The organism is Serratia rhizosphaerae, assembly GCF_009817885.1.
Lineage (GTDB): Bacteria > Pseudomonadota > Gammaproteobacteria > Enterobacterales > Enterobacteriaceae > Serratia_B > Serratia_B rhizosphaerae.
Genome location: NZ_CP041764.1, coordinates 990,409 through 1,010,048, shown reverse-complemented (window position 1 = coordinate 1,010,048; position 19,640 = coordinate 990,409). Strand labels below are relative to the sequence as shown.

19 protein-coding genes and 1 other RNA gene are annotated in these 19,640 nt (G+C 58.6%); 14 read left to right on the top strand and 6 right to left on the bottom strand.

Annotated elements, in window-relative coordinates; translation table 11 throughout:
- Positions 1 to 7 precede the first annotated feature (7 nt).
- The 4 genes from hupB (at position 8) to FO014_RS04785 (ending at position 3,413) form a co-directional block, all read left to right on the top strand.
- Positions 8 to 280 carry a nucleoid-associated protein HU-beta gene (gene hupB, locus FO014_RS04800; RefSeq protein ID WP_004954599.1) on the top strand — a complete coding sequence of 91 codons (273 nt, stop codon included), beginning with the start codon at positions 8 to 10 and terminating at the stop codon, positions 278 to 280.
- 179 nt (positions 281 to 459) lie between these two features.
- Positions 460 to 2,343: a peptidylprolyl isomerase gene (gene ppiD, locus FO014_RS04795; RefSeq protein ID WP_160028091.1), complete on the top strand. Its 1,884-nt coding sequence runs from the start codon at positions 460 to 462 to the stop codon at positions 2,341 to 2,343.
- A 139-nt stretch (positions 2,344 to 2,482) separates the two neighbouring features.
- On the top strand, positions 2,483 to 2,863 hold the full coding sequence (locus FO014_RS04790; RefSeq protein WP_160028089.1) for a ComEA family DNA-binding protein: 381 nt from the start codon (positions 2,483 to 2,485) through the stop codon (positions 2,861 to 2,863).
- 157 nt (positions 2,864 to 3,020) lie between these two features.
- Positions 3,021 to 3,413 carry an acyl-CoA thioesterase gene (locus tag FO014_RS04785; RefSeq protein ID WP_105230022.1) on the top strand — a complete coding sequence of 131 codons (393 nt, stop codon included), beginning with the start codon at positions 3,021 to 3,023 and terminating at the stop codon, positions 3,411 to 3,413.
- Between the two features lie 41 nt (positions 3,414 to 3,454).
- Here the strand turns inward: FO014_RS04785 and queC are convergent, their stop codons facing one another.
- Positions 3,455 to 4,150 carry a 7-cyano-7-deazaguanine synthase QueC gene (queC, locus tag FO014_RS04780; RefSeq protein ID WP_160028087.1) on the bottom strand — a complete coding sequence of 232 codons (696 nt, stop codon included), beginning with the start codon at positions 4,148 to 4,150 and terminating at the stop codon, positions 3,455 to 3,457.
- Positions 4,151 to 4,253: 103 nt separating this feature from the next.
- Positions 4,254 to 5,963, bottom strand: coding sequence for an SgrR family transcriptional regulator (locus FO014_RS04775; RefSeq protein ID WP_160028085.1), 1,710 nt, complete (start codon positions 5,961 to 5,963; stop codon positions 4,254 to 4,256).
- 104 nt (positions 5,964 to 6,067) lie between these two features.
- On the opposite strand from FO014_RS04775, the gene cof reads away from it, so the two are divergent.
- On the top strand, positions 6,068 to 6,886 hold the full coding sequence (gene cof, locus FO014_RS04770; protein ID WP_105230025.1) for an HMP-PP phosphatase: 819 nt from the start codon (positions 6,068 to 6,070) through the stop codon (positions 6,884 to 6,886).
- 48 nt (positions 6,887 to 6,934) lie between these two features.
- Here cof and FO014_RS04765 read toward each other — a convergent pair whose 3' ends face one another.
- Positions 6,935 to 7,873, bottom strand: coding sequence for a DMT family transporter (locus FO014_RS04765; RefSeq protein ID WP_160028083.1), 939 nt, complete (start codon positions 7,871 to 7,873; stop codon positions 6,935 to 6,937).
- Between the two features lie 122 nt (positions 7,874 to 7,995).
- Here FO014_RS04765 and FO014_RS04760 point away from each other — a divergent pair, with 122 nt between their 5' ends.
- The 5 genes from FO014_RS04760 to amtB all read left to right on the top strand — a co-directional run bounded on the left by FO014_RS04760 (position 7,996) and on the right by amtB (position 14,062).
- The gene (locus FO014_RS04760; protein ID WP_105230027.1) at positions 7,996 to 8,457 is read left to right on the top strand and encodes an Lrp/AsnC family transcriptional regulator; all 462 of its coding nucleotides are present in this window, start codon (positions 7,996 to 7,998) and stop codon (positions 8,455 to 8,457) included.
- Between the two features lie 117 nt (positions 8,458 to 8,574).
- Entirely contained in the window at positions 8,575 to 10,350 is a 1,776-nt protein-coding gene (locus FO014_RS04755; RefSeq protein ID WP_160028081.1) for a SmdA family multidrug ABC transporter permease/ATP-binding protein, read from the top strand.
- Positions 10,343 to 12,121, top strand: coding sequence for a SmdB family multidrug efflux ABC transporter permease/ATP-binding protein (locus FO014_RS04750; RefSeq protein WP_160028079.1), 1,779 nt, complete (start codon positions 10,343 to 10,345; stop codon positions 12,119 to 12,121). The genes FO014_RS04755 and FO014_RS04750 overlap by 8 nt, the downstream gene beginning before the upstream one ends.
- A gap of 278 nt (positions 12,122 to 12,399) precedes the next feature.
- The gene (gene glnK, locus FO014_RS04745) at positions 12,400 to 12,738 is read left to right on the top strand and encodes a P-II family nitrogen regulator (protein WP_004949337.1); all 339 of its coding nucleotides are present in this window, start codon (positions 12,400 to 12,402) and stop codon (positions 12,736 to 12,738) included.
- Positions 12,739 to 12,775: 37 nt separating this feature from the next.
- Positions 12,776 to 14,062, top strand: coding sequence for an ammonium transporter AmtB (gene amtB, locus FO014_RS04740; RefSeq protein ID WP_160028077.1), 1,287 nt, complete (start codon positions 12,776 to 12,778; stop codon positions 14,060 to 14,062).
- A gap of 66 nt (positions 14,063 to 14,128) precedes the next feature.
- Here amtB and tesB read toward each other — a convergent pair whose 3' ends face one another.
- The gene (gene tesB, locus FO014_RS04735; protein WP_105230031.1) at positions 14,129 to 14,992 is read right to left on the bottom strand and encodes an acyl-CoA thioesterase II; all 864 of its coding nucleotides are present in this window, start codon (positions 14,990 to 14,992) and stop codon (positions 14,129 to 14,131) included.
- A gap of 320 nt (positions 14,993 to 15,312) precedes the next feature.
- Between tesB and FO014_RS04730 the strand changes: the two genes are divergently transcribed.
- On the top strand, positions 15,313 to 15,801 hold the full coding sequence (locus FO014_RS04730; protein WP_160028075.1) for a YbaY family lipoprotein: 489 nt from the start codon (positions 15,313 to 15,315) through the stop codon (positions 15,799 to 15,801).
- A gap of 58 nt (positions 15,802 to 15,859) precedes the next feature.
- Here FO014_RS04730 and FO014_RS04725 read toward each other — a convergent pair whose 3' ends face one another.
- Entirely contained in the window at positions 15,860 to 16,174 is a 315-nt protein-coding gene (locus FO014_RS04725) for an MGMT family protein (protein WP_160028073.1), read from the bottom strand.
- A 154-nt stretch (positions 16,175 to 16,328) separates the two neighbouring features.
- On the opposite strand from FO014_RS04725, the gene ffs reads away from it, so the two are divergent.
- From ffs to FO014_RS04710, 3 genes are all read left to right on the top strand, one after another.
- Positions 16,329 to 16,425, top strand: an RNA gene (gene ffs, locus FO014_RS04720) — signal recognition particle sRNA small type.
- Positions 16,426 to 16,577: 152 nt separating this feature from the next.
- Complete coding sequence (locus FO014_RS04715) at positions 16,578 to 17,183, top strand: LysE family translocator (RefSeq protein ID WP_160028071.1); 606 nt, start codon at positions 16,578 to 16,580, stop codon at positions 17,181 to 17,183.
- 23 nt (positions 17,184 to 17,206) lie between these two features.
- A complete protein-coding gene (locus FO014_RS04710; RefSeq protein ID WP_160028069.1) occupies positions 17,207 to 17,803 on the top strand; it encodes a glutathione S-transferase family protein in 597 nt (198 codons plus the stop codon).
- 63 nt (positions 17,804 to 17,866) lie between these two features.
- On the opposite strand, the gene FO014_RS04705 is transcribed toward FO014_RS04710, so the two are convergent.
- Positions 17,867 to 19,141 (bottom strand): Glu/Leu/Phe/Val family dehydrogenase, encoded by a 1,275-nt coding sequence (locus tag FO014_RS04705; protein ID WP_160028067.1) that lies wholly within the window; start codon positions 19,139 to 19,141, stop codon positions 17,867 to 17,869.
- Positions 19,142 to 19,640 lie beyond the last annotated feature (499 nt).

Below are 19,640 nucleotides of genomic sequence, written 5' to 3'. Positions count from 1 at the left end.
TGATAGAGTGAATAAGTCACAACTGATCGACAAAATTGCCGCAGGTGCTGATATTTCCAAAGCGGCAGCTGGACGTGCTTTAGATGCGATTATCGCATCCGTTACCGATTCCTTGAAGGAAGGGGATGACGTTGCTCTGGTTGGTTTCGGTTCTTTTACCGTGCGTGAGCGTTCAGCCCGTACCGGCCGTAACCCGCAGACAGGTAAAGAGATCAAGATTGCTGCTGCCAAAGTGCCGGCCTTCCGCGCAGGTAAAGCGCTGAAAGACGCGGTAAACTGATTGCCGCGTCTGGCCGGTTGCCGTCATCGGGGGTTGTGTTAAAACAATCACCTGACGCAACGGAGCTGGTAAGGTAAGATACAAGGCGCATCGAACTGATGCGCTTTTTTTTATTTTTGTCGCAGGGAAGCCTGCCACAAGGGTTGTCAATCCACATCACAGCGGAGTGTTGTCACACTATGATGGACAGTTTACGCGCGGCTGCTAACCACGTCGTGCTCAAAATTATCCTGGCCCTGATCATCCTGTCATTTGTTTTGACCGGGGTAGGTAACTACCTGATCGGCGGTTCCGGCGATTATGCAGCGAAAGTCAACGGTGAGGTGATCGAACGCGCTAAGCTGGAACAGGCTTTCCAGAGCGAACGTAGCCGCATGCAGCAGCAGCTGGGCGAGCAGTTCTCGGCGCTGGCCGGTAATGAAGGCTACATGCAGCAGCTGCGTCGTCAGACGCTGTCTCAGCTGATCGATAACATGCTGCTGGACCAGTATGCGAAAAAACTGGGCCTGAGCATCAGCGACGACCAGGTCAAGGACGCTATCCGCAAAGCGCCTTACTTCCAGACTAACGGTCAGTTTGATAACGCCAAGTATCTCGATTTGATTACCCGTATGGGCTACAGCGCGGACAACTATGCGCAGTCCATGCGCCAGCAGCTGGTGAACCAGCAGGTTATTCAGGCGTTCGGCCACTCCGGCTTTGTGCTGCCGGCCGAGTCTGACGCAATGGCGGCGCTGATGCTGCAAGAGCGTGATATACGCCTGGCGACCATCGATCTCAAAGCGCTGCAGGCCACGCAGAGCGCGAGCGATGACGAGCTTAAAGCCTATTATGACCAGAACAAAAACAGCTTTATTGCCCCTGAACAGGTGCAGGTGAGCTATATCCCGATGGACGCGGCGGCGATGCAAAGCAAGGTCACGGTCAGCGATGCGGATATCAGCGGCTATTACGAGCAGCACAAAAGCAGCTTCGGCCAGCCGGAACGCAAGAACTACAGCGTTATCCAGCTGAAGACCGAGGCGGAAGCCAAAGCGGTGCTGGATGAATTGAACAAAGGCGCAGACTTCGCCAAGCTGGCGGAAGAGAAGTCCACCGATATCATCTCCAAGCGCAACGGTGGCGAGCTGGGCTGGCTGGAGCCGGATACCACAGCAGACGAACTGAAGCAGGCCAACCTGACCGAAAAAGGCCAGATTTCCGGCGTGGTGAAGTCATCCGTGGGCTACCTGATTGTGCGTCTGAACGATATCGAAGCGGAGAAGCTGAAGCCGCTGAGCGAAGTGCGTGATGCAATCGCCGCCAAGGTAAAGCAGGAAAAAGCGCTGGATGCCTACTTTGCGCTGCAGCAGAAAGTGAGTGAAGCGGCGACCAACGATAACGAATCGCTGGCCTCGGCGGAAGAAGCGGCGGGCGTTAAAGCGGCGCAAACCGGTTGGTTTACCCGCGATAACATCCCGGCAGAGCTGAACTTCAAACCTGTCGTGCAGGCGGTCTTCGACGGTTCGCTGATTGGCGAGAATGGCACGCCGGGCAGCAACTCCGATGTGATCACCGTTGAGGGCGACCGCGCCTTCGTGGTGCGCGTCACCGGCCATAAAGCGGAAGGCGTTGAGCCGTTTGACAAGGTGAAAGAGCGCGTTGCCGAGCTGGTGAAGCGCAACAAGGCACAGCAGGCGGCCAAACTGCAGGGCGAGAAACTGTTGACCGAGCTGAAACAGGGTAAAGGCGACGAGGCGTTGAAAGCGGCCGGTCTGAGCTTTGGCGCGGCGCAAAAGATGACCCGTTCCGGGCAGGGTGCACCGCTGGAAGAGAGCGTCTTTGCGCTGCCGCATCCGCAGCAGGGCAAGCCGGTGTACGGCATGTCGCAGGACCGCCAGGACAACGTGGTGCTGATCGCGCTGGATACGGTCAAGCCTGGTTCGCTGTCGGCGGAGGAAATGAAGACCTTCGGCGATAAAATGCAGGAAGGTTCGGTCGGCGTAACCTTCGATTCCCTGCTGGCGAATCTGCGTAAGGATGCCAAGATCAAAATGGGCGCAGCGGAGCAACAGCCGCAATAAGTCCCGCATTTCTTTGCAAACTGATGTAACTGACAAAGGCCGCTTTCGCGGCCTTTTCCATATCTGCGGTTTGCCGTTTGCCGTCGTTTGGGGTTTGCCGCAAGGTGGGCGGGCTGTACAACACAAGGAGGATACAGCTATGTCATTAACCTTAAAGCTGGCGCTTGCGCGCCATCAAGCCCTCGCCGGCGCGCTGCTGAGCGCTGCGCTGTGTTTTATCCCTTCACTGACGGCAACCGCGGCCGAGAAACCGGGTGTGGTTCAGACCTCGGCGGCGGCGCGCGCCCAGCCGCAGGCTGCGACCAATACGGCTGCCGGGCAGGAGGCGACGGTCAGTATCAATCAGGCCAGCGCGGAGCAGCTTGCCGATACGCTGAACGGCGTTGGCCTGAAGAAGGCCGAGGCGATCGTCCGTTATCGTGAGCAAAACGGGCCGTTTACCGATATTGAGCAGCTGCAGGAGGTGCCGGGCATCGGTCTGGCGCTGTTGGAGAGAAATCGGGAGCGGTTGAGAATGTGATCCCGATCGCGGTCGCAAGGCAAAAAAGCTCGGCGGCCGTTTTCCTCTGCTACATTTTACAGGTCGTACCAGTTGGCGCGACCTATAATAATAACGGCAGGGGTCGATAAGGTGCCCGTCCCGTTTGGCGATTACCAGGCTGGAGCACATTCTCACTATGCAAACCTATATCAACGTTCGCGGCTTTCACATCGATGTTTATCAGCACGTTAATAACGCCCGTTATCTGGAATTTCTGGAGGAGGCGCGCTGGAACTGGCTGGATCACCGTGAAGAGTTCCGCTGGATGGTGGCCAACAATATCGCGTTCATCGTGGTGAATATCAATATTAATTACCGTACGCCGGCGGTATTGGGCGATAAGCTGTGCGTAGAAGGCCGGCTGGAACAGTTGAACGGCAAGAGCGGCGTGTTGAGCCAGACAATTACCCGGGATGCCGATGGCGCCCAGGTGGCGGACGCGCTGGTGACGTTTGTCTGCGTGGATTTGACCACTCAGCGTGCGTTGCCGATAGAAGGTGAGCTGCGGGAAAAACTGCAGACGTTGTAAACGCGAAAGAGGGCGGCAGCGGCGCCGCCCGTCGCTATTGCTCAGGCCAGGCCGGTTTTACGCTTCAGCTCGGCCATCACCGCCGTACGGTTATCCTGATACTGCTGCAGTCCGTTGCCGCGCAGGTGACAGGCGGCGCATTCGCCGCAGCCGTCGCCCTTGATGCCGTTATAGCAGGTCAGCGTGTGCTGACGCACCAGGTCCAGCTGCTGATAATAGTCGGCCAGCGCCCAGGTTTCAGCCTTGTTCAGCCACATCAGCGGCGTTTCAAAACGGATATCGCGGGCGATGCCAAGCACTACCGCCTGATTCAGCGCTTTGACAAACTCGTCGCGGCAGTCCGGGTAGCCGGAAAAATCGGTTTCACACACGCCGGTGATTACCGCTTCGGCTTCGACCTGGTAGGCGTAGATCGCCGCCAGCGTCAGGAACAGGATATTACGCCCTGGCACAAAGGTGCTGGGCAGCCCGTCCTGCTCGGCGCTAAACGCCGGCACCGGGATATCGTCGCGCGTCAGGCTGCTGATGGCCAGTTCGTTCAGCAGACCGACATCCAGCACTTTATGCGCCTTGGCGCCCAATGACTGCGACAGTTCGCGGGCGATATCGATTTCCGCGCGGTGACGCTGGCCGTAATCGAACGTGACGCAGTGAACTTCATCATACTGCTGTAAGGCTTGAATTAAGCAGGTCGTGGAGTCTTGCCCGCCACTAAAAACAACGACTGCGCGTTTCATAGAATAAACCTTCCATTGCCATAGCCCGCCGATACGCACTCGGGGAGTCAAAAAGATGAAACGTCATGGTAACAGATGTGTGGAAAACAGCGTAGAGGCGGGGCTAGATCAACGGCGGCGGCAGCCACGCCTGGCCGAAATCAAACCAGCCATGCGCGGTGAGCGTCACGCCCTGCATGCGCGGCGGCGCGCTGATCTGATATTGGTAGTGAAACAGCGGGGTGATGATGGCGGCGGTCATCAGCTGCTGGTAGTAGCTTTTGAGTTCGCTGATGCGCTTCTGCTCGTCCGGATATTGCTGGATCCGCAGCAGCGTTTGTTGCTGATGCCGCCAGAGATGGGGCGGTAAAATCCCCTGCCACAATACATCCTGCCGCAGCCAACTTTCCAGCGTCGATTCCGGCGCTTCGCCGATCAGGTTATCCGCCAGCAGCAGATCGGCCTGGGCAATTTGTTCGCTGCTCTGCCAGCGCTTGCCGGAGAAATAACGCACCTCCAGTTCGCAGCCCTGTTCCGCCAGCAACGCCTGCAGCGCTTCGGTGACCGTGACCAGTTCAACCGGCGGGTGGTACAGCAGCGTCAGCTTGGCCGGCAGCGGGATATCGGCGCTGGCCTGATGGGTCGGGATCCCCCAGCCGGGCAGCATCTCCTGGCTGGGAATGATAACGCCGTTCGGCAACGGCAGATCGGCCAGCAGCCCTGAGCGCTGGATCAGCATCAGCAGCTTTTGCCCCTGCGCTTCGCTCAGTACGCCGCGGCGCAGGTTTAGCGCCAGATAGCACCAGCCCAGGCTCATACTGCGCTGCACCGGGCGCGCCAGCGCCAGATCTTCCTGCTGTCCGATGGTGATGCGCACCGGATGTTGACAGCTGGTGGTGTTGCCATTGTCGTCGGCCTGCAGTTCTGGGGTGATCCAGTATTCAATGCTGTCCAGATAGGGATGTTGCAGGTGGTAGAACGGGTGCTGTTCCAGACGTACCAGCGGCGTTTCATTCAATACCAGTTTGAACGGGCCGGCGCCGATGGCGGTATCGTCCGGGTGGGTCATCAGACAGGTCAGCTCCGCCAGGCGGTAGGGCAGCCAGTAATCGGCGCTATGCAGATCGAACTGCAGACACAGCGCGTGCGGCAGGCTGACGGCGGCGACATTCGCCAGGCTGGCCTGGCCGCGCGGGTGCCGGCGCTGCTTTTCCAACGTCTGCAGCAGTTGCTGGCCGGTGATGGGTTCGCCGTTATGCCAGCGTAGTTGGCTGCGCAGGAAGAAACGCCAGCGCAGGCCGTCGCCCTCAACCTGCCAATGGTGAGCCAGATCCGGCTGGGGCTGTGGATTGCCGGTGATAAAGCGGGTCAGGCCGGCATGCAGCGTTGAGGCCAGATGCTGTTCGGCGCGGCCGCTGAGCGCCAGCGGATCCAGGGATTCCAGCTGACGATAGTAGGGGATGCGCAGCGTGGGGCTGCCCGCCTGCCACTGGCCGCCCAAATGCGGCGCAAGCAACTGTTGCAGGCGCTGCGGATCTAAACGGGCCAGCTCCAGCGCGTTTTGGTGATCGCCCTGCTGCAGCAGTTGCTGTAACAAGGCGGCGCGCAGTTCGTCCGGCGTTTTCAGGCAGTGCAGCCGTGCCCGCTTGCCGCGGCCGGCCTGTGAGTGCCAGCTGAGCCAGCCCTGCTCCTGAAACTGCTGCACCAGGGTGCGGGCGTGGCGCTCGCTGCAGTAAAACAGCGCCGCCAGCTGCGCCATGGTGACGGCCGCCGGCTCACTGCCCAGCTGTTGGTACAGGCGTTGATACTGACTGAGGCGATGAATCAGACGCATGGCGATAAATCCGGAACGGTTTTGATAAATTGTTCACTATTACTTCCGTAAATACCATCACATACTGCAGGCATTGTCATTCTCTGCATATGATCGAGGTTGTTATGTATCGCCTGGCTGCTTTCGATATGGATGGTACGCTGCTGACGCCGGAGCACCGGGTCGGCCCGGAAACGCTGGCGGTGCTGAACCAGCTGGTGGCGCGGCAGATAACCGTGACCTTTGCCACCGGCCGCCACTATCTTGATGCGCAACCCATCATGGCGCAGCTGGGTCTGCAGGGCTTTCTGATCACCGGCAACGGCACCCGCATCTACGATCGGCACGGTCAATGTTTACAGGCTACCGATCTGCCGCCGGACATTGCCGAAGCGGTTATCCACAGCCACTGGCAGACATCCGCCGGGATGCATGTTTTTCGCGATGAAGGCTGGCTGACCGAATCGGCAACCCCGGCGATGCTGCAGGCGCACCATCTGAGCGGTTTCGGTTATCAGCTGACTGACCCGCGGCGCCTGCCGGCGTTTGGCAACAGCAAAATCTGTTTTGTCGGCGAGCACGAAGAGCTGCAGTCGCTGCTGGGGCGACTGCGGGTCTATTTTGGCGAGCAGGTCGATTTGTGTTTTTCCGCTTATGACTGTCTGGAGGTGCTGCCGGCTGGCTGCAACAAGGGCAGCGCGCTGGCGCTGCTGAGCGGGCACCTGAACGTAACGCTGGATGAGTGTATGGCGTTCGGCGATGCGATGAATGACAAGGAGATGCTGGCGTCGGTCGGACATGGCGTAGTGATGGGCAATGCGCTGCCGCAGCTTAAGGCGCTATTGCCCCAGTTACCGGTTATCGGCCACTGCGAAACCCAGGCGGTGGCCCACTATTTGGCACATTGGCTGCGTTCACCACACGTTCCTTATACCCCCGTATAGCGGACGTTCCCCTTGCAGCCGGCCGGGTAGTTCGCTACCCGGCTTTTTTTATTGTTGCGATGACGCTTCCAGTTTGCGCAGGCTGCTGACCGGTTTTGCACTTTTGGCGCTGTAGAGCGTCAGCAGGATGCCGGCCAGCAGCGGCGCCAGCAGCCAGAGAGAGGTGGTGCTGATGGTGGTGTGATCGACCGCTTTCTCGACGGCGATGGCAATCAGCGGAAACACCAGGAACACCAAAGAGGCCTGGAACGCCGTGGCTTTTTGCTGTAGGGCAAAGTAGGCCATGATGCCGAAGACGCCGGCCACCACGCCGAGATAGGCCACGGATAGCAGTGAGGCGCTGGTAAACGCGGCGCTGTCCGGTTTTTCGGTGACATAGCCGACGATAAACAGCAGAATGCCGGCGCCCAGGCAGGGCAACGCGTTAAAGGTCAGCACCGAGATTTTTTCGCCGCGCTTTTTACTCAGCACGTACATCACCGCGTGGATCAGCACCGCCCCCAGCAGGGCGACCACGCCGGGCCAGCGGGTTTCGCCGCTGGCGGTGGATTCTTGCCACAGAATACCGGACAGACTGGCCACGCCGACGATCAGACCGATCAGCTGCGCGATGCTCACGCGCTCTCCCAGCAGCAGCACCGAAGCCATCAACACAACGACGGGCATATTGGCAAAGATGATGGAGGCCAGCGCAGAACTGACGTAGCGCTCGCCGTAAATCATGAGCGTAAAGGGAATAGCGAAGTAAGCCAGGCAGACCAATAGCTGGAATCCGCGGCTGCCTTTGGGAAACAGCAGCGGCGTACGGGTAAAGTAAGCCAGTAGCAGCAACAGCGGCGACGCGGCAAGGAAACGCAGCCCGGTCGCGTAAATAGGCGGAACGGTGGCGACGGCGATCTTCATCGCCATCCAGGTGGTGCCCCAGGTCAGGGCGACCAGGGTAAACAGGATAATAATGATTCCGGTATTTCTCAGCGTGTTATCCATCTCAGCGTCCTGTCGGCAAGTATCGTGGCATCAGATACATTACGTGGATAGCCAGAGAAAAAGATTGCTATTTTTCCTGTCTGTCGGCCAAATGAGGGAAAATATTTCTCCAGGGTGGCTGAATGTTAGATAGAACGGATCGTAAATTGCTGAGTATGCTGCAGCAGGACTGCACCTTATCGCTGCAGGCGTTGGCCGAAGCGGTAAATCTGACCTCGACGCCGTGCTGGAAACGGGTCAAGCGGCTGGAGGATGAGGGCTATATTCGCGGGCGGGTCGCGCTGCTGGATAATGAGAAACTGGGGCTGGGGCTGACGGCGTTTGTGATGCTGAAAACCCAGCAGCACAGCCGCGAGTGGTATCAGCAGTTTGTCGACCTTACCGCCCAGATGCCGGAAGTGCTGGCGTTTTATCGTATGGCCGGGGAGTTTGATTACCTGATGCAGGTGCAGGTGGCGGATATGAAAAGCTTTGACCGCTTTTATAAGCGTCTGGTGAATGGCATACCGGGATTGATTGACGTTACTTCGAGTTTTGCCATGGAGAAAATCAAATATACTACCGCATTGCCGCTACCGGAGTGAAAAGTTCACCAAATCGGCCAAGAAACGGTGGTATCCTACGCGGCTAACCGTTACGTAATGCGTGGCGCACGAGCACAACAAGAGTTAACAACACCAAAATATCTGGAATAACACTGCGTGAGATTATTTGCTCAAATCGGCTGGTATTTCCGCCGCGAATGGCGCCGCTATCTGGGTGCGGTGGCGCTGCTGATCATTATCGCCATTCTGCAACTGCTGCCGCCGAAGCTGGTCGGCGTGATTGTGGACGGCGTAACCAAAGAGCATATGTCTACCGGCGTGCTGTTGGCATGGCTGGGGCTGATGATCGCCACCGCCATCCTGGTGTACCTGCTGCGCTATGTCTGGCGCGTCCTGCTGTTCGGCGCCTCTTATCAGCTGGCGGTTGAGCTGCGGGAGAACTTCTACCGCCAGCTGAGCCGGCAAAACCCGGCGTTTTATCTGCGGCACCGCACCGGCGATCTGATGGCGCGAGCCACCAACGATGTCGATCGGGTGGTGTTCGCGGCCGGCGAAGGCGTGCTGACGCTGGTGGATTCGCTGGTGATGGGGCTGGTGGTGCTGATCGTGATGAGTACCCAAATCAGCTGGCAACTGACGCTGCTGTCGCTGATCCCGATGCCGATTATGGCGATTGTGATCAAGTATTACGGCGACCAGCTGCACCAGCGCTTTAAGTCGGCGCAGGCGGCGTTTTCCAGCCTGAACGACCAGGCGCAGGAAAGCATGACCAGCATCCGTATGATCAAAGCCTTCGGGCTGGAGGATCACCAGTCCAACCAGTTTGCCGAGGTGGCGGCGCGTACCGGCGCGAAAAATATGCATGTGGCGCGCATCGACGCGCGCTTTGATCCGACCATCTATCTGGCCATCGGCGCCGCCAACCTGCTGGCTATCGGCGGCGGCAGCTGGATGGTGGTGAACGGGACGCTGACCCTGGGGCAACTGACCAGCTTTGTGATGTATTTGGGGCTGATGATTTGGCCGATGCTGGCGCTGGCGTGGATGTTTAATATCGTCGAACGCGGCAGCGCCGCCTACAGCCGCCTGCGCAGCCTGCTGGATGAGGCGCCGGCGGTGGTGGACGGCGAAGGTGATTTGCCGGCCGGGCGCGGTGAGCTGGCGGTGGATATCCGCCGTTTCCATTACCCGGAGAATCAGCACGCGGCGCTGCATGACGTCGCTCTGCGACTGAAGCCGGGGCAGATGCTCGGCCTGTGCGGCCCGACCGGCGCCGGGAAGACCACGCTGCTTTCCCTGATCCAGCGCCAGTTCGATATTGATGACGGGCAGATCTGCTACCACGGCATGCCGCTGACGACGCTGAAGCTGGACGCCTGGCGCGCCCGCCTGTCGGTGGTGAGCCAGACGCCGTTCCTGTTTTCCGACAGCGTGGCGAACAACATTGCGCTCGGCAAGCCGGATGCGACGCAGGAAGAGATTGAGCTGGCGGCGCGGTTGGCCAGCGTGCATGACGATATTCTGCGCCTGCCGCAGGGGTATGAAACCGAAGTGGGCGAGCGCGGCGTGATGCTGTCCGGCGGGCAGAAACAGCGTATCTCCATTGCGCGCGCGCTGCTGCTGGATGCGGAGATTTTGATCCTCGACGATGCGCTGTCTGCGGTGGATGGCCGTACCGAGCACCAGATTTTGCATAACCTGCGCAGCTGGGGGCAGAACCGGACGGTGATCATCAGCGCGCACCGGCTCTCGGCATTGACCGAAGCCAGCGAAATTCTGGTCCTGCAGCACGGCAGCGTGGCGCAGCGCGGCCTGCACGCCGTTTTGGCGTCGCAGCCGGGCTGGTACCGCGATATGTATCGCTATCAGCAGTTGGAGGCCGCGCTGGATGAGGCGCCGGAAATCGGCGCGGAGATGTTAACCAATGAATAAAGTTCAGAAGCTGTGGCCGACGCTGAAGCGGCTGCTGGCTTATGGCTCACCGTATCGTAAACCGCTGGGACTGGCGGTGCTGATGCTGTGGGTGGCGGCGGCGGCGGAAGTGGCCGGCCCGATCCTCATCAGCTATTTTATTGACAACTATGTCGCCAAAGGGCAGCTGCCGCTGATGATTATCTGCGGGTTGGCGGGCGCTTACATCCTGCTGGAGATGCTGGCGGCGGCGCTGCACTATTTTCAGGCGATACTGTTTAACCGGGCGGCGGTCGGCGTGGTGCAGCGTCTGCGCACCGATGTGATGGATGCCGCGCTGCGCCAGCCGCTCAGCGCGTTCGATACCCAGCCGGTCGGCCAGCTGATCTCCCGCGTCACCAATGACACCGAGGTGATCAAAGATCTGTATGTGATGGTGGTGTCCACCGTGCTGAAAAGCGCGGCGCTGATCGGCGCCATGCTGGTGGCGATGTTCAGCCTCGACTGGCGCATGGCGCTGGTGGCGATCTGCATCTTCCCGGCGGTATTGCTGGTGATGGCGATTTATCAGTATTACAGCACGCCGATCGTACGGCGGGTGCGCAGCTATCTGGCGGATATCAACGACGGCTTTAACGAAGTGATCAACGGTATGGGGGTGATCCAGCAGTTCCGCCAGCAGGTGCGTTTTGGCGAGCGGATGAGCAACGCCAGCTGGTCGCACTATACCGCCCGTATGCAGACGCTGCGGCTGGATGGTTTTTTGCTGCGGCCGCTGCTGAGCCTGTTCTCTGCCCTGGTGCTGTGCGGCCTGCTGATGCTGTTTGGCTTTAGCGCCGAGGGCTCTATCGGCGTCGGGGTGTTGTACGCCTTTATCAACTATCTGGGACGGCTGAATGAGCCGCTGATTGAGCTGACCTCGCAACAGTCGATTTTGCAGCAGGCGGTGGTGGCCGGCGAGCGTATTTTCGAACTGATGGATCGCAGTCAGCAGCAGTATGGCGCCGATGAGCGCCCGCTGCAGAGCGGCCGTATCGATATCGACAACCTGAGTTTTGCTTACCGTTCTGACAAGAAGGTACTGCAACATATTCAGCTCAACGTGCCGTCGCGCGGTTTTGTGGCGCTGGTCGGCCATACCGGCAGCGGCAAGAGCACCCTGGCTAACCTGTTGATGGGCTACTACCCGGTGAGCGAAGGCGAAATTCGTCTGGATGGCCGGCCGCTGTCAAACCTGTCGCACCGTACGCTGCGCCAGGGGATCGCCATGGTGCAGCAGGATCCGGTGGTGATCGCCGAGTCGGTGCTGACGAACGTGACGCTGGGGCGGAATATCAGCGAAGAGGCGGTGTGGCAGGCGCTGGAGACGGTGCAGCTGGCGGAGCTGGTGCGCGGCTTGCCGCAGGGCATTCACACCCGGCTGGGCGAACAGGGCAATAATCTGTCGGTCGGCCAGAAGCAGTTGCTGGCGATGGCGCGCGTACTGGTGCAGGCGCCGCAGATTCTGATCCTGGATGAAGCGACCGCCAATATTGATTCCGGCACTGAACAGGCGATTCAGCGGGCATTACGGGCGATTCGCGAACACACCACGCTGGTGGTGATTGCCCACCGTTTATCGACCATCGTTGATGCCGACGCCATTTTAGTGCTGCATCGCGGCCACGCGGTGGAGCAGGGCAACCATCAGCAGCTGCTGGCGCAGCGGGGGCGTTATTACCAGATGTATCAGTTGCAGCTGGCGGGCGAAGAGCTGGCGGCAGCGACCCGCGAAGACAGCCAACCGGCCTAAACCCATCACGGCGTTCTCCCGGCTGCGGCCGGGAGAACGCACCATAATCAGGCACGTTGGCCGGTAAATTTCTTGCTTTGCACTGCAATGACACGACGCGCACCATCGTGGTGCACAAAAAACAACCAGCAATCTCTTCCCCGCCCGCTTCTGCAGGCTCCCGCCGTCGGCAGACGGATAATCCGCTGAGTTTTCTCCTAAAACAATTTATGGCACAGCCTTTGCTTTATTCAGACTTATACCAGGGGTGAGTTTGGGTTTAATTGTGGAGGGGCAATATGAAGCTGGTTACCGTGGTGATCAAACCATTCAAGTTGGAGGACGTGCGTGAAGCCCTATCCTCAGTCGGCATTCAGGGGCTGACCGTCACTGAAGTAAAAGGGTTTGGCCGTCAGAAGGGGCACGCCGAGCTGTACCGCGGCGCCGAATACAGCGTCAACTTTTTACCCAAAGTCAAAATCGATATTGCCATTGCCGACGATCAATTAGACGAAGTGGTTGATGTGATTAGCAAAGCCGCCTACACCGGCAAAATTGGCGACGGCAAGATTTTTGTGGCCGAACTGCAGCGCGTGATTCGCATACGTACCGGCGAAACCGATGAAGCCGCGCTGTAAATACCGACTCAGCGACTGAAATGGGGATCAGACAATAATGAAAAAACGTTTATCCATGTTGGGCCTGAGTGCGGCAGCCCTGGCGCCTTCTCTGGCTCAGGCTGCTCCGGCGGCCATCGATAAGGCCGATAACGCCTTTATGATGATTTGCACCGCACTGGTGCTGTTTATGACTCTACCAGGTATCGCATTATTCTATGGCGGCTTGCTGCGCGGCAAGAATGTGCTGTCGATGCTCACTCAGGTGATGGTGACCTTTGCGCTGGTGTGCGTGCTGTGGGTGCTGTATGGCTACAGCCTGGCCTTCAGCGAGGGCAATGCGTTTTACGGCGGTTTCGACACCGCAATGTTGAAAGGCATCGGCATTGACAGCATTACCGGCTCTTATAGCCAACTGGTGCACGTGGCATTCCAATGCTCCTTTGCCTGCATTACCGTGGCGCTGGTGGTGGGCGGGTTTGCCGAGCGTATCCGCTTTTCCGCGGTGATTATCTTCGCGGCGATCTGGTTCACCATCTCCTACCTGCCGATTGCCCATATGGTATGGGGCGGCGGTTTCCTGGCGGCCGATGGCGCGCTGGATTTTGCCGGCGGCACGGTGGTGCATATCAACGCCGCCAGCGCCGGCCTGATTGGCGCTTACCTGTTGGGCAAACGCGCGGGCTTCGGCAAAGAGGCGTTCAAACCGCACAACCTGCCGATGGTTTTTACCGGCACTTCGATTCTGTATATCGGCTGGTTCGGCTTTAACGCCGGTTCCGCCGGCGAGGCCAATGGCGTTGCGGCATTAGCCTTCCTGAACACGGTGGTCGCCACCGCCGGCGCCATCCTTTCCTGGGTGTTTGCCGAATGGCTGGTGCGCGGCAAACCGTCGCTGCTGGGCGCCTGTTCCGGTTGTATCGCCGGGCTGGTTGCCGTTACGCCGGCGGCGGGCACCGTCGGCGTTGGCGGCGCGCTGATTATCGGCCTGGTCGGCGGGGCCGCCGGCCTGTGGGGCGTGGTGACGCTGAAGAAATGGCTGAATGTGGATGATACCTGTGACGTCTTTGGCGTACACGGCGTGTGCGGCATCGTCGGCTGTCTGCTGACCGGGGTATTCACCGCCTCTTCACTGGGAGGCACCGGCTATGCGGAAGGCGTCACCATGGGGCATCAGGTGTGGATCCAGCTGCTCAGCGTGATCATTACGCTGATCTGGTCCAGCGTTGCCGCGTTTATCGCCTTCAAGATTGCCGGCGTGCTGGTGGGGCTGCGCGTGCCGGAAGAGCAGGAGCGCGAAGGGCTGGATATCAACAGCCACGGCGAAAGCGCCTACAACCAGTAAATCGATAATAAAATAATGATGAAGCAACAAAGGCGATGGCAACATCGCCTTTTTTCTTGGCCGGCGTTATGCCGTATGGCGGCGCATCACCCCTTCCTGCACCGTGCTGGCGACCAGCACGCCGTCGCGGGTATAGAACTGCCCGCGAACAAAACCGCGTGCGCTGGATGCCGAGGTGCTTTCCACCGCGTAGAGCAGCCAGTCATCCATGCGGAACGGTCGGTGGAACCACATGGAGTGGTCGATGGTCGCTACCTGCATCCCCGGCTCCAGGAAGCCGACGCCGTGCGGCTGCAGCGCCGTCGGCAGGAAGTTCAGATCGGAGGCATAGCCCAGCAGATACTGGTGAATACGCGCATCATCCGGCATGGCGCCGTTCGCGCGCAGCCAGACGTAGCGGTACGGCTCGTCCACCTTGCCCTGCAGCGGGTTATGGAATTTTACCGGGCGCACTTCCAGCGGTTTCTGGCTGGTAAACTTATCGCGCACCTTTTCCGGCAGCATATGCGCCAGCTGCTGCGCGATTTCTGATTCGGACATCAGGCCTTCCGGCTGCGGCACGTCAGGCATGGTGTTCTGGTGTTCGAAGCCGCTTTCCGGGCTTTGGAACGAGGCCGTCATATAGAAAATGGGTTTGCCGTTCTGAACGGCGCTGACCCGGCGGGCGCTGAAACTGTTGCCATCGCGCAGCGTTTCGACGTCGTAGACGATAGCTTTGCTGCTGTCGCCCGGGCGCAGGAAGTAGCTGTGGAACGAGTGCACGCTGCGCTCGGCCGGTACCGTATCTTTGGCTGCATAGAGCGCCTGGCCGACCACCTGGCCGCCGAACACCTGGCGTAAGCCCAGATCCTCGCTTTGCCCGCGGAACAGGCCCTCTTCGATTTTTTCCAACTTGAGCAGCTCAAGAAGGTTTTGCAATGCCTGGCTCATAAAAGGTCATCCTTCTAATAATTGTTTTGTGTAGTGTGCGGAAGATCACGGTAAGCCGTCAACCGGCTAAATCCGACTACTGTTGCCATAGTATGAACCTCACACAACGGGGCGCAAAGTGATTACCGGTAGTCGCTGACGGATGGCTTTCTGGCGGCGCGTTGCAGCGATGGTCAAACGGTTACGGTATGAAACATGCGGACGCCCGCTGGCTGATTAATCGGCAGGCGGATGGGAATGTCTCAGAGTTTTGTGCTAGGTTTAAGGGGTAAGACGGCGTAAGCCGCCAATTTGTTGATAATAAAGAAGGAGACCGCTCGATGAAATTCTGGCAAATCCTTGCTGGGGCCGCCGCCGTGACGCTGGCCGGCTGTGCCCAGAATGGCGCAGATGCCCCGACATCGGCAGCAGGAAGCCCGGCGACCGCACAACAAATGCAGGTGACCGGCCCTGCGGTGACGGGGACGGTCAATATCGCCCAGCGTATTGCCTTGCCGCCGCATGCTGTGCTGACGGTCACGCTGTCCGATGCCTCGCTGGCGGACGCACCGTCCAAGGTGATCGCTCAGCGGGTGATCCGCACTGAAGGCCAGCAGGCGCCGTTTACCTTTGCCGTGCCTTATAACCCGGCGGACATTCAGCCGCATGCCCGTATTATTCTGAGCGCGGCGGTAACCGTTAACGGGCAACTGAGTTTTATCACCGACACGATTCAGGAAGTCGTCAACCGCAACGGTACGCGCGCCGACCTGCAACTGGTGCCGGTGCAGAACGTGCCGGTACAGGCGGCATCAACCGCGATGCCGTAACGGCGTTACCCGATGGTGTTTTCCGCTGCCTTTGGCTTACGGGCTAAAGGCAGCGTTATTATGGCCGCCAGCCGAAACGGGCAAAGTCCACCGCGCCTTCGGCATCGAACATAATGCCTTCCGCCAGCAGCGCCTGCCGCTGCCGCTGAAAATCCTCGCCGCGCAATGAGATCTTGCCGTGCCGGTTGATCACCCGGTGCCAGGGCAGGGTGCTGCCCGCCGGCAGTTTCTTCAGAACGCCGCCAACCTGGCGCGCCGCCCGCGGTGAGCCGGCTAACTGGGCCACGTCGCCATAGGCAATCACCTTGCCGCAGGGAATGGCGGCGACGACGTGAAAGACGCGCTGGCGGAAAGTCGGGTCTGTGGATTCCATAGAGATAAATACGCCGTATTGCTGTCGGACTGGCAGTGTGCCACAGGCCGGCTGGGTAAGAAAACAGCGGTTGGTCCCGGTCGGCTTGCTATTTCAGATGCCATCACCGATAATGCCCACCGCTTCGCAGTATGGAAGCCGTCAATGGGGGCCCTGTTGGTTCTCCCGCAACACTAACTTGTGAACTCGGTCAGGTCCGGAAGGAAGCAGCCGCAGCAGGTGACGTGTGTGCCGGGATGTAGCTGGCAGGGCCTCCACCATTTCTGCCATCCGATTGCTTTCCCCCCTATTTTTTAGCCTGGTGCCGCGGGTTTTCCCGTTCTTCCCGGCGCGCGAACGCACATCCCGCAACGTTCCCCATACGCTTGCCAAGCCGAAAGCGGTTACCTATTATTCTTCGTCTATGGACATTAACCTGCCTGGTTTTATCCCCGCACTGTTGCCCGTCGCGCTTTCTCCCGGCGCGAGTTTCACGCTGGCGATGAACGGCGCGCTGGCGGACGGCCGCCAGGGATTGCTCAAAACGCTGCTCGGTACGGCGCTGGGCATCTACACCCATGCACTCCTGATTGGCCTTGGCGTTACCGCCGTGTTGGCGGCATCGCCGGCGGCGTTCGGCGTGCTGAAAATAGCCGGCAACCTGTACCTGCTCTGGCTGGGGATTCAACTGATCCGCAGCGGCGTTTCCGCACGGCGGTTGGCGCTGAATCGCGGTCGGGGGAGCGTCACGTTGAAGAGCGCGTGGTTGCTCAACGTGCTGAACCCAAAAGCCATTATGTTCTATCTGACGGTGGTGTCGCAGTTTGCCGGGCGGCACGGGGAGCTTGGCAACTATTTGCTGCTGGCTTCGGTACATATTGCGGTAATGAGCGTCTGGCTGATTGCGGTCAGCTATGCGCTGGTGTTCTCCGCCAGAAAAGCCGATCCCCTGACGCTGAAAAAGTACATCAATATCGGTGGAGGCATGCTGCTGGTGTTTTTCTCCCTGGGCAGCCTGCTTCATCATTAGAACGCTGGAAAAAAGGATGACGGATGAAAGTTTATACTTTCCCAAAAAGCCGCTCGTTACGCGTGCTGTGGTCGCTTGAAGAGTTACATCTGGATTATGAGACGGTACGCGTCGATCTGCTGTCTGCCACCCCGGAAATCCGTTCACCCCATCCGCAGAATAAGGTGCCGGTGCTGGACGATAAGGGATTCCTCATTTTTGAAAGCGCGGCTATCTGTAAGTATGTGTGCGCCAAGACGGCAGGGCAGTGTTTATATCCTGCCGAACTCCGCGCTAATGCCCGCGTTGAGCAATGGATGAGCTTTGCACTGACCGAACTGGAGCCGCCGCTCTGGTCTTTGTTGAAGCATGTGGCATTACTTCCCGATGCGCTCAAGGTTGCTGCGGTGGAAGAAGTGGCCCGGCGGGAGGCGGAGAGTGCCATTAAGTGTCTTGAACATCAGTCTATTGCATCGTGGATTACGGGGGACACATTCACGATTGCCGATATCTTTGTCGCCCAAAACCTGATGTGGGCAAAAACGTGCGGGATTCCTCTGCCGACCGTGTTTGAGGAGTATCTGCTGCGTTGTCAGACGCGGGAGGCCTATCAACAAGCCGTGATCAGGAATAATGGCTGACTGGCAGGCAATGAAAAGGGCGCGGTCCGCGCCCTTGCTGGCAGTCTGACGGCGCGCTGCCGATCAGCCCGGATAAATACCGCGGTCCTTACGGGCCAGCAGGATTCGTTCGCAGGCGACGATATAGGCGCTGGTACGCAGTGAACAGTTCTTTTCTTCGGCTTTATCGCACACGTGGGCGATAGCGTCGGTTATGATTTTGTCCATGCGCTGGTTGATTTCCTCTTCGCTCCAGAAGAAGCTGGCCATATCCTGTACCCATTCGAAGTAACTGACCGTTACCCCGCCGGCGTTACAGATTACGTCAGGCACTACCAGGATCCCGCGCTCGGCCAGTACGTCATCCGCTTCCGGGTAGGTTGGGCCGTTGGCGCCTTCCAGAACCAGTTTGCAGCTGAGGTTCTCCGCGCGTTCGCGGGTGATTTGTCCTTCCAGCGCCGCCGGGATCAGAATATCCATCTGCAGCGTCCAGAACTCCTCTTTGGCAATTTCCTGCGCGCCAGGGAAGCCGGCAATCTGTTTGCTTTCGGCTTGCCAGACGGTCAGCTCGGTTAAATCGATGCCGGCTTCGTTGTACAGCGTTGCCGAGTGGTCCTGTACGGCCACAATGCGTGCGCCCGCTTTCTCAAACAGGCGAGCCGCTTCGCTGCCCACGTTGCCGAAGCCCTGCAGCGCGATTTTGGCGCCTTCAATCTCAATGCCGGAACGTTTGGCGACTTCGCAGCCGGTAATAAATACGCCGCGGCCGGTGGCTTTTTCACGGCCGAGAGAGCCGCCCAGGTGGATCGGTTTACCTGTCACCACGCCGGTGATTGTGGTGCCGTGGTTCATGGAGTAGGTATCCATCATCCAGGCCATCACTTTGCCGTTGGTGCCGACATCCGGTGCGGGAATATCTTTCTGCGGGCCGATAATCAGGCCGATCTCGCTGGTATAACGGCGGGTCAGCCGCTCCAGTTCCCCTTCAGACAGGGAGAAAGGATCGACGCGGATACCACCTTTGGCGCCGCCGTACGGCAGGTTCAAGGCTGCGCACTTGATGGTCATCCAGGCTGAAAGCGCCATCACTTCATTGAGATCCACATCGGGGTGATAACGCACGCCGCCTTTGCCCGGGCCGCGCGACAGGTTGTGCTGTACGCGATAGCCCTCGAAATGGCGGATGGTGCCGTCATCCATTTGCAGCGGAATATCGACGATCAGCGCGCGCTTAGGGTGGCGCAGCGTTTCGATCCAATGGGCCAGGTCACCCAGATGGGGCGCGACGCGGTCGATTTGGCGCAGATAGGTTACCCAAGGAGAGGTGGAGCTTTCGGAAGCGTAAGATAACTTTTCCATAATAGGCCTGTTTTACCAAAAATTATGTTGTGTAGACGTGGAAAGTTAGTGCAATGAACGGTACGCGCTTAACGTTAACACTATTTTAAAAATATGCTATCTCCCGGCAGAGGAAATAACTGTATTTAAGCCGCCTGGCAGCATGATTAAATGAATAAAAAGTCATTTCTATCGCCCACATACATCGCATATTTATTCACTTTGTGCGCTATTTAGTGAATATGTCGTGAGATTATGTCTATTTTTCAGAATATTGAAGGTTATCAAAAAGTGAATAAATTGATGTTATTTCGTATTGACTTTATTTCGTTAGCAGACACAGCATTAAGGTACGCAACCAAAAAGGTATTGGTAATGACCTGCTAACCGTCTGGTTTTTCCTGTTCCCTCTCAGTCGCGATGAATTCTTCTCTCAGCGCAACGGGTAGGCGTGCATTAAAAAACGTATGCAGCGTCCCGTTTACCCGGGCCGCCGGCGGGTTGACTGTGGGCATTCATC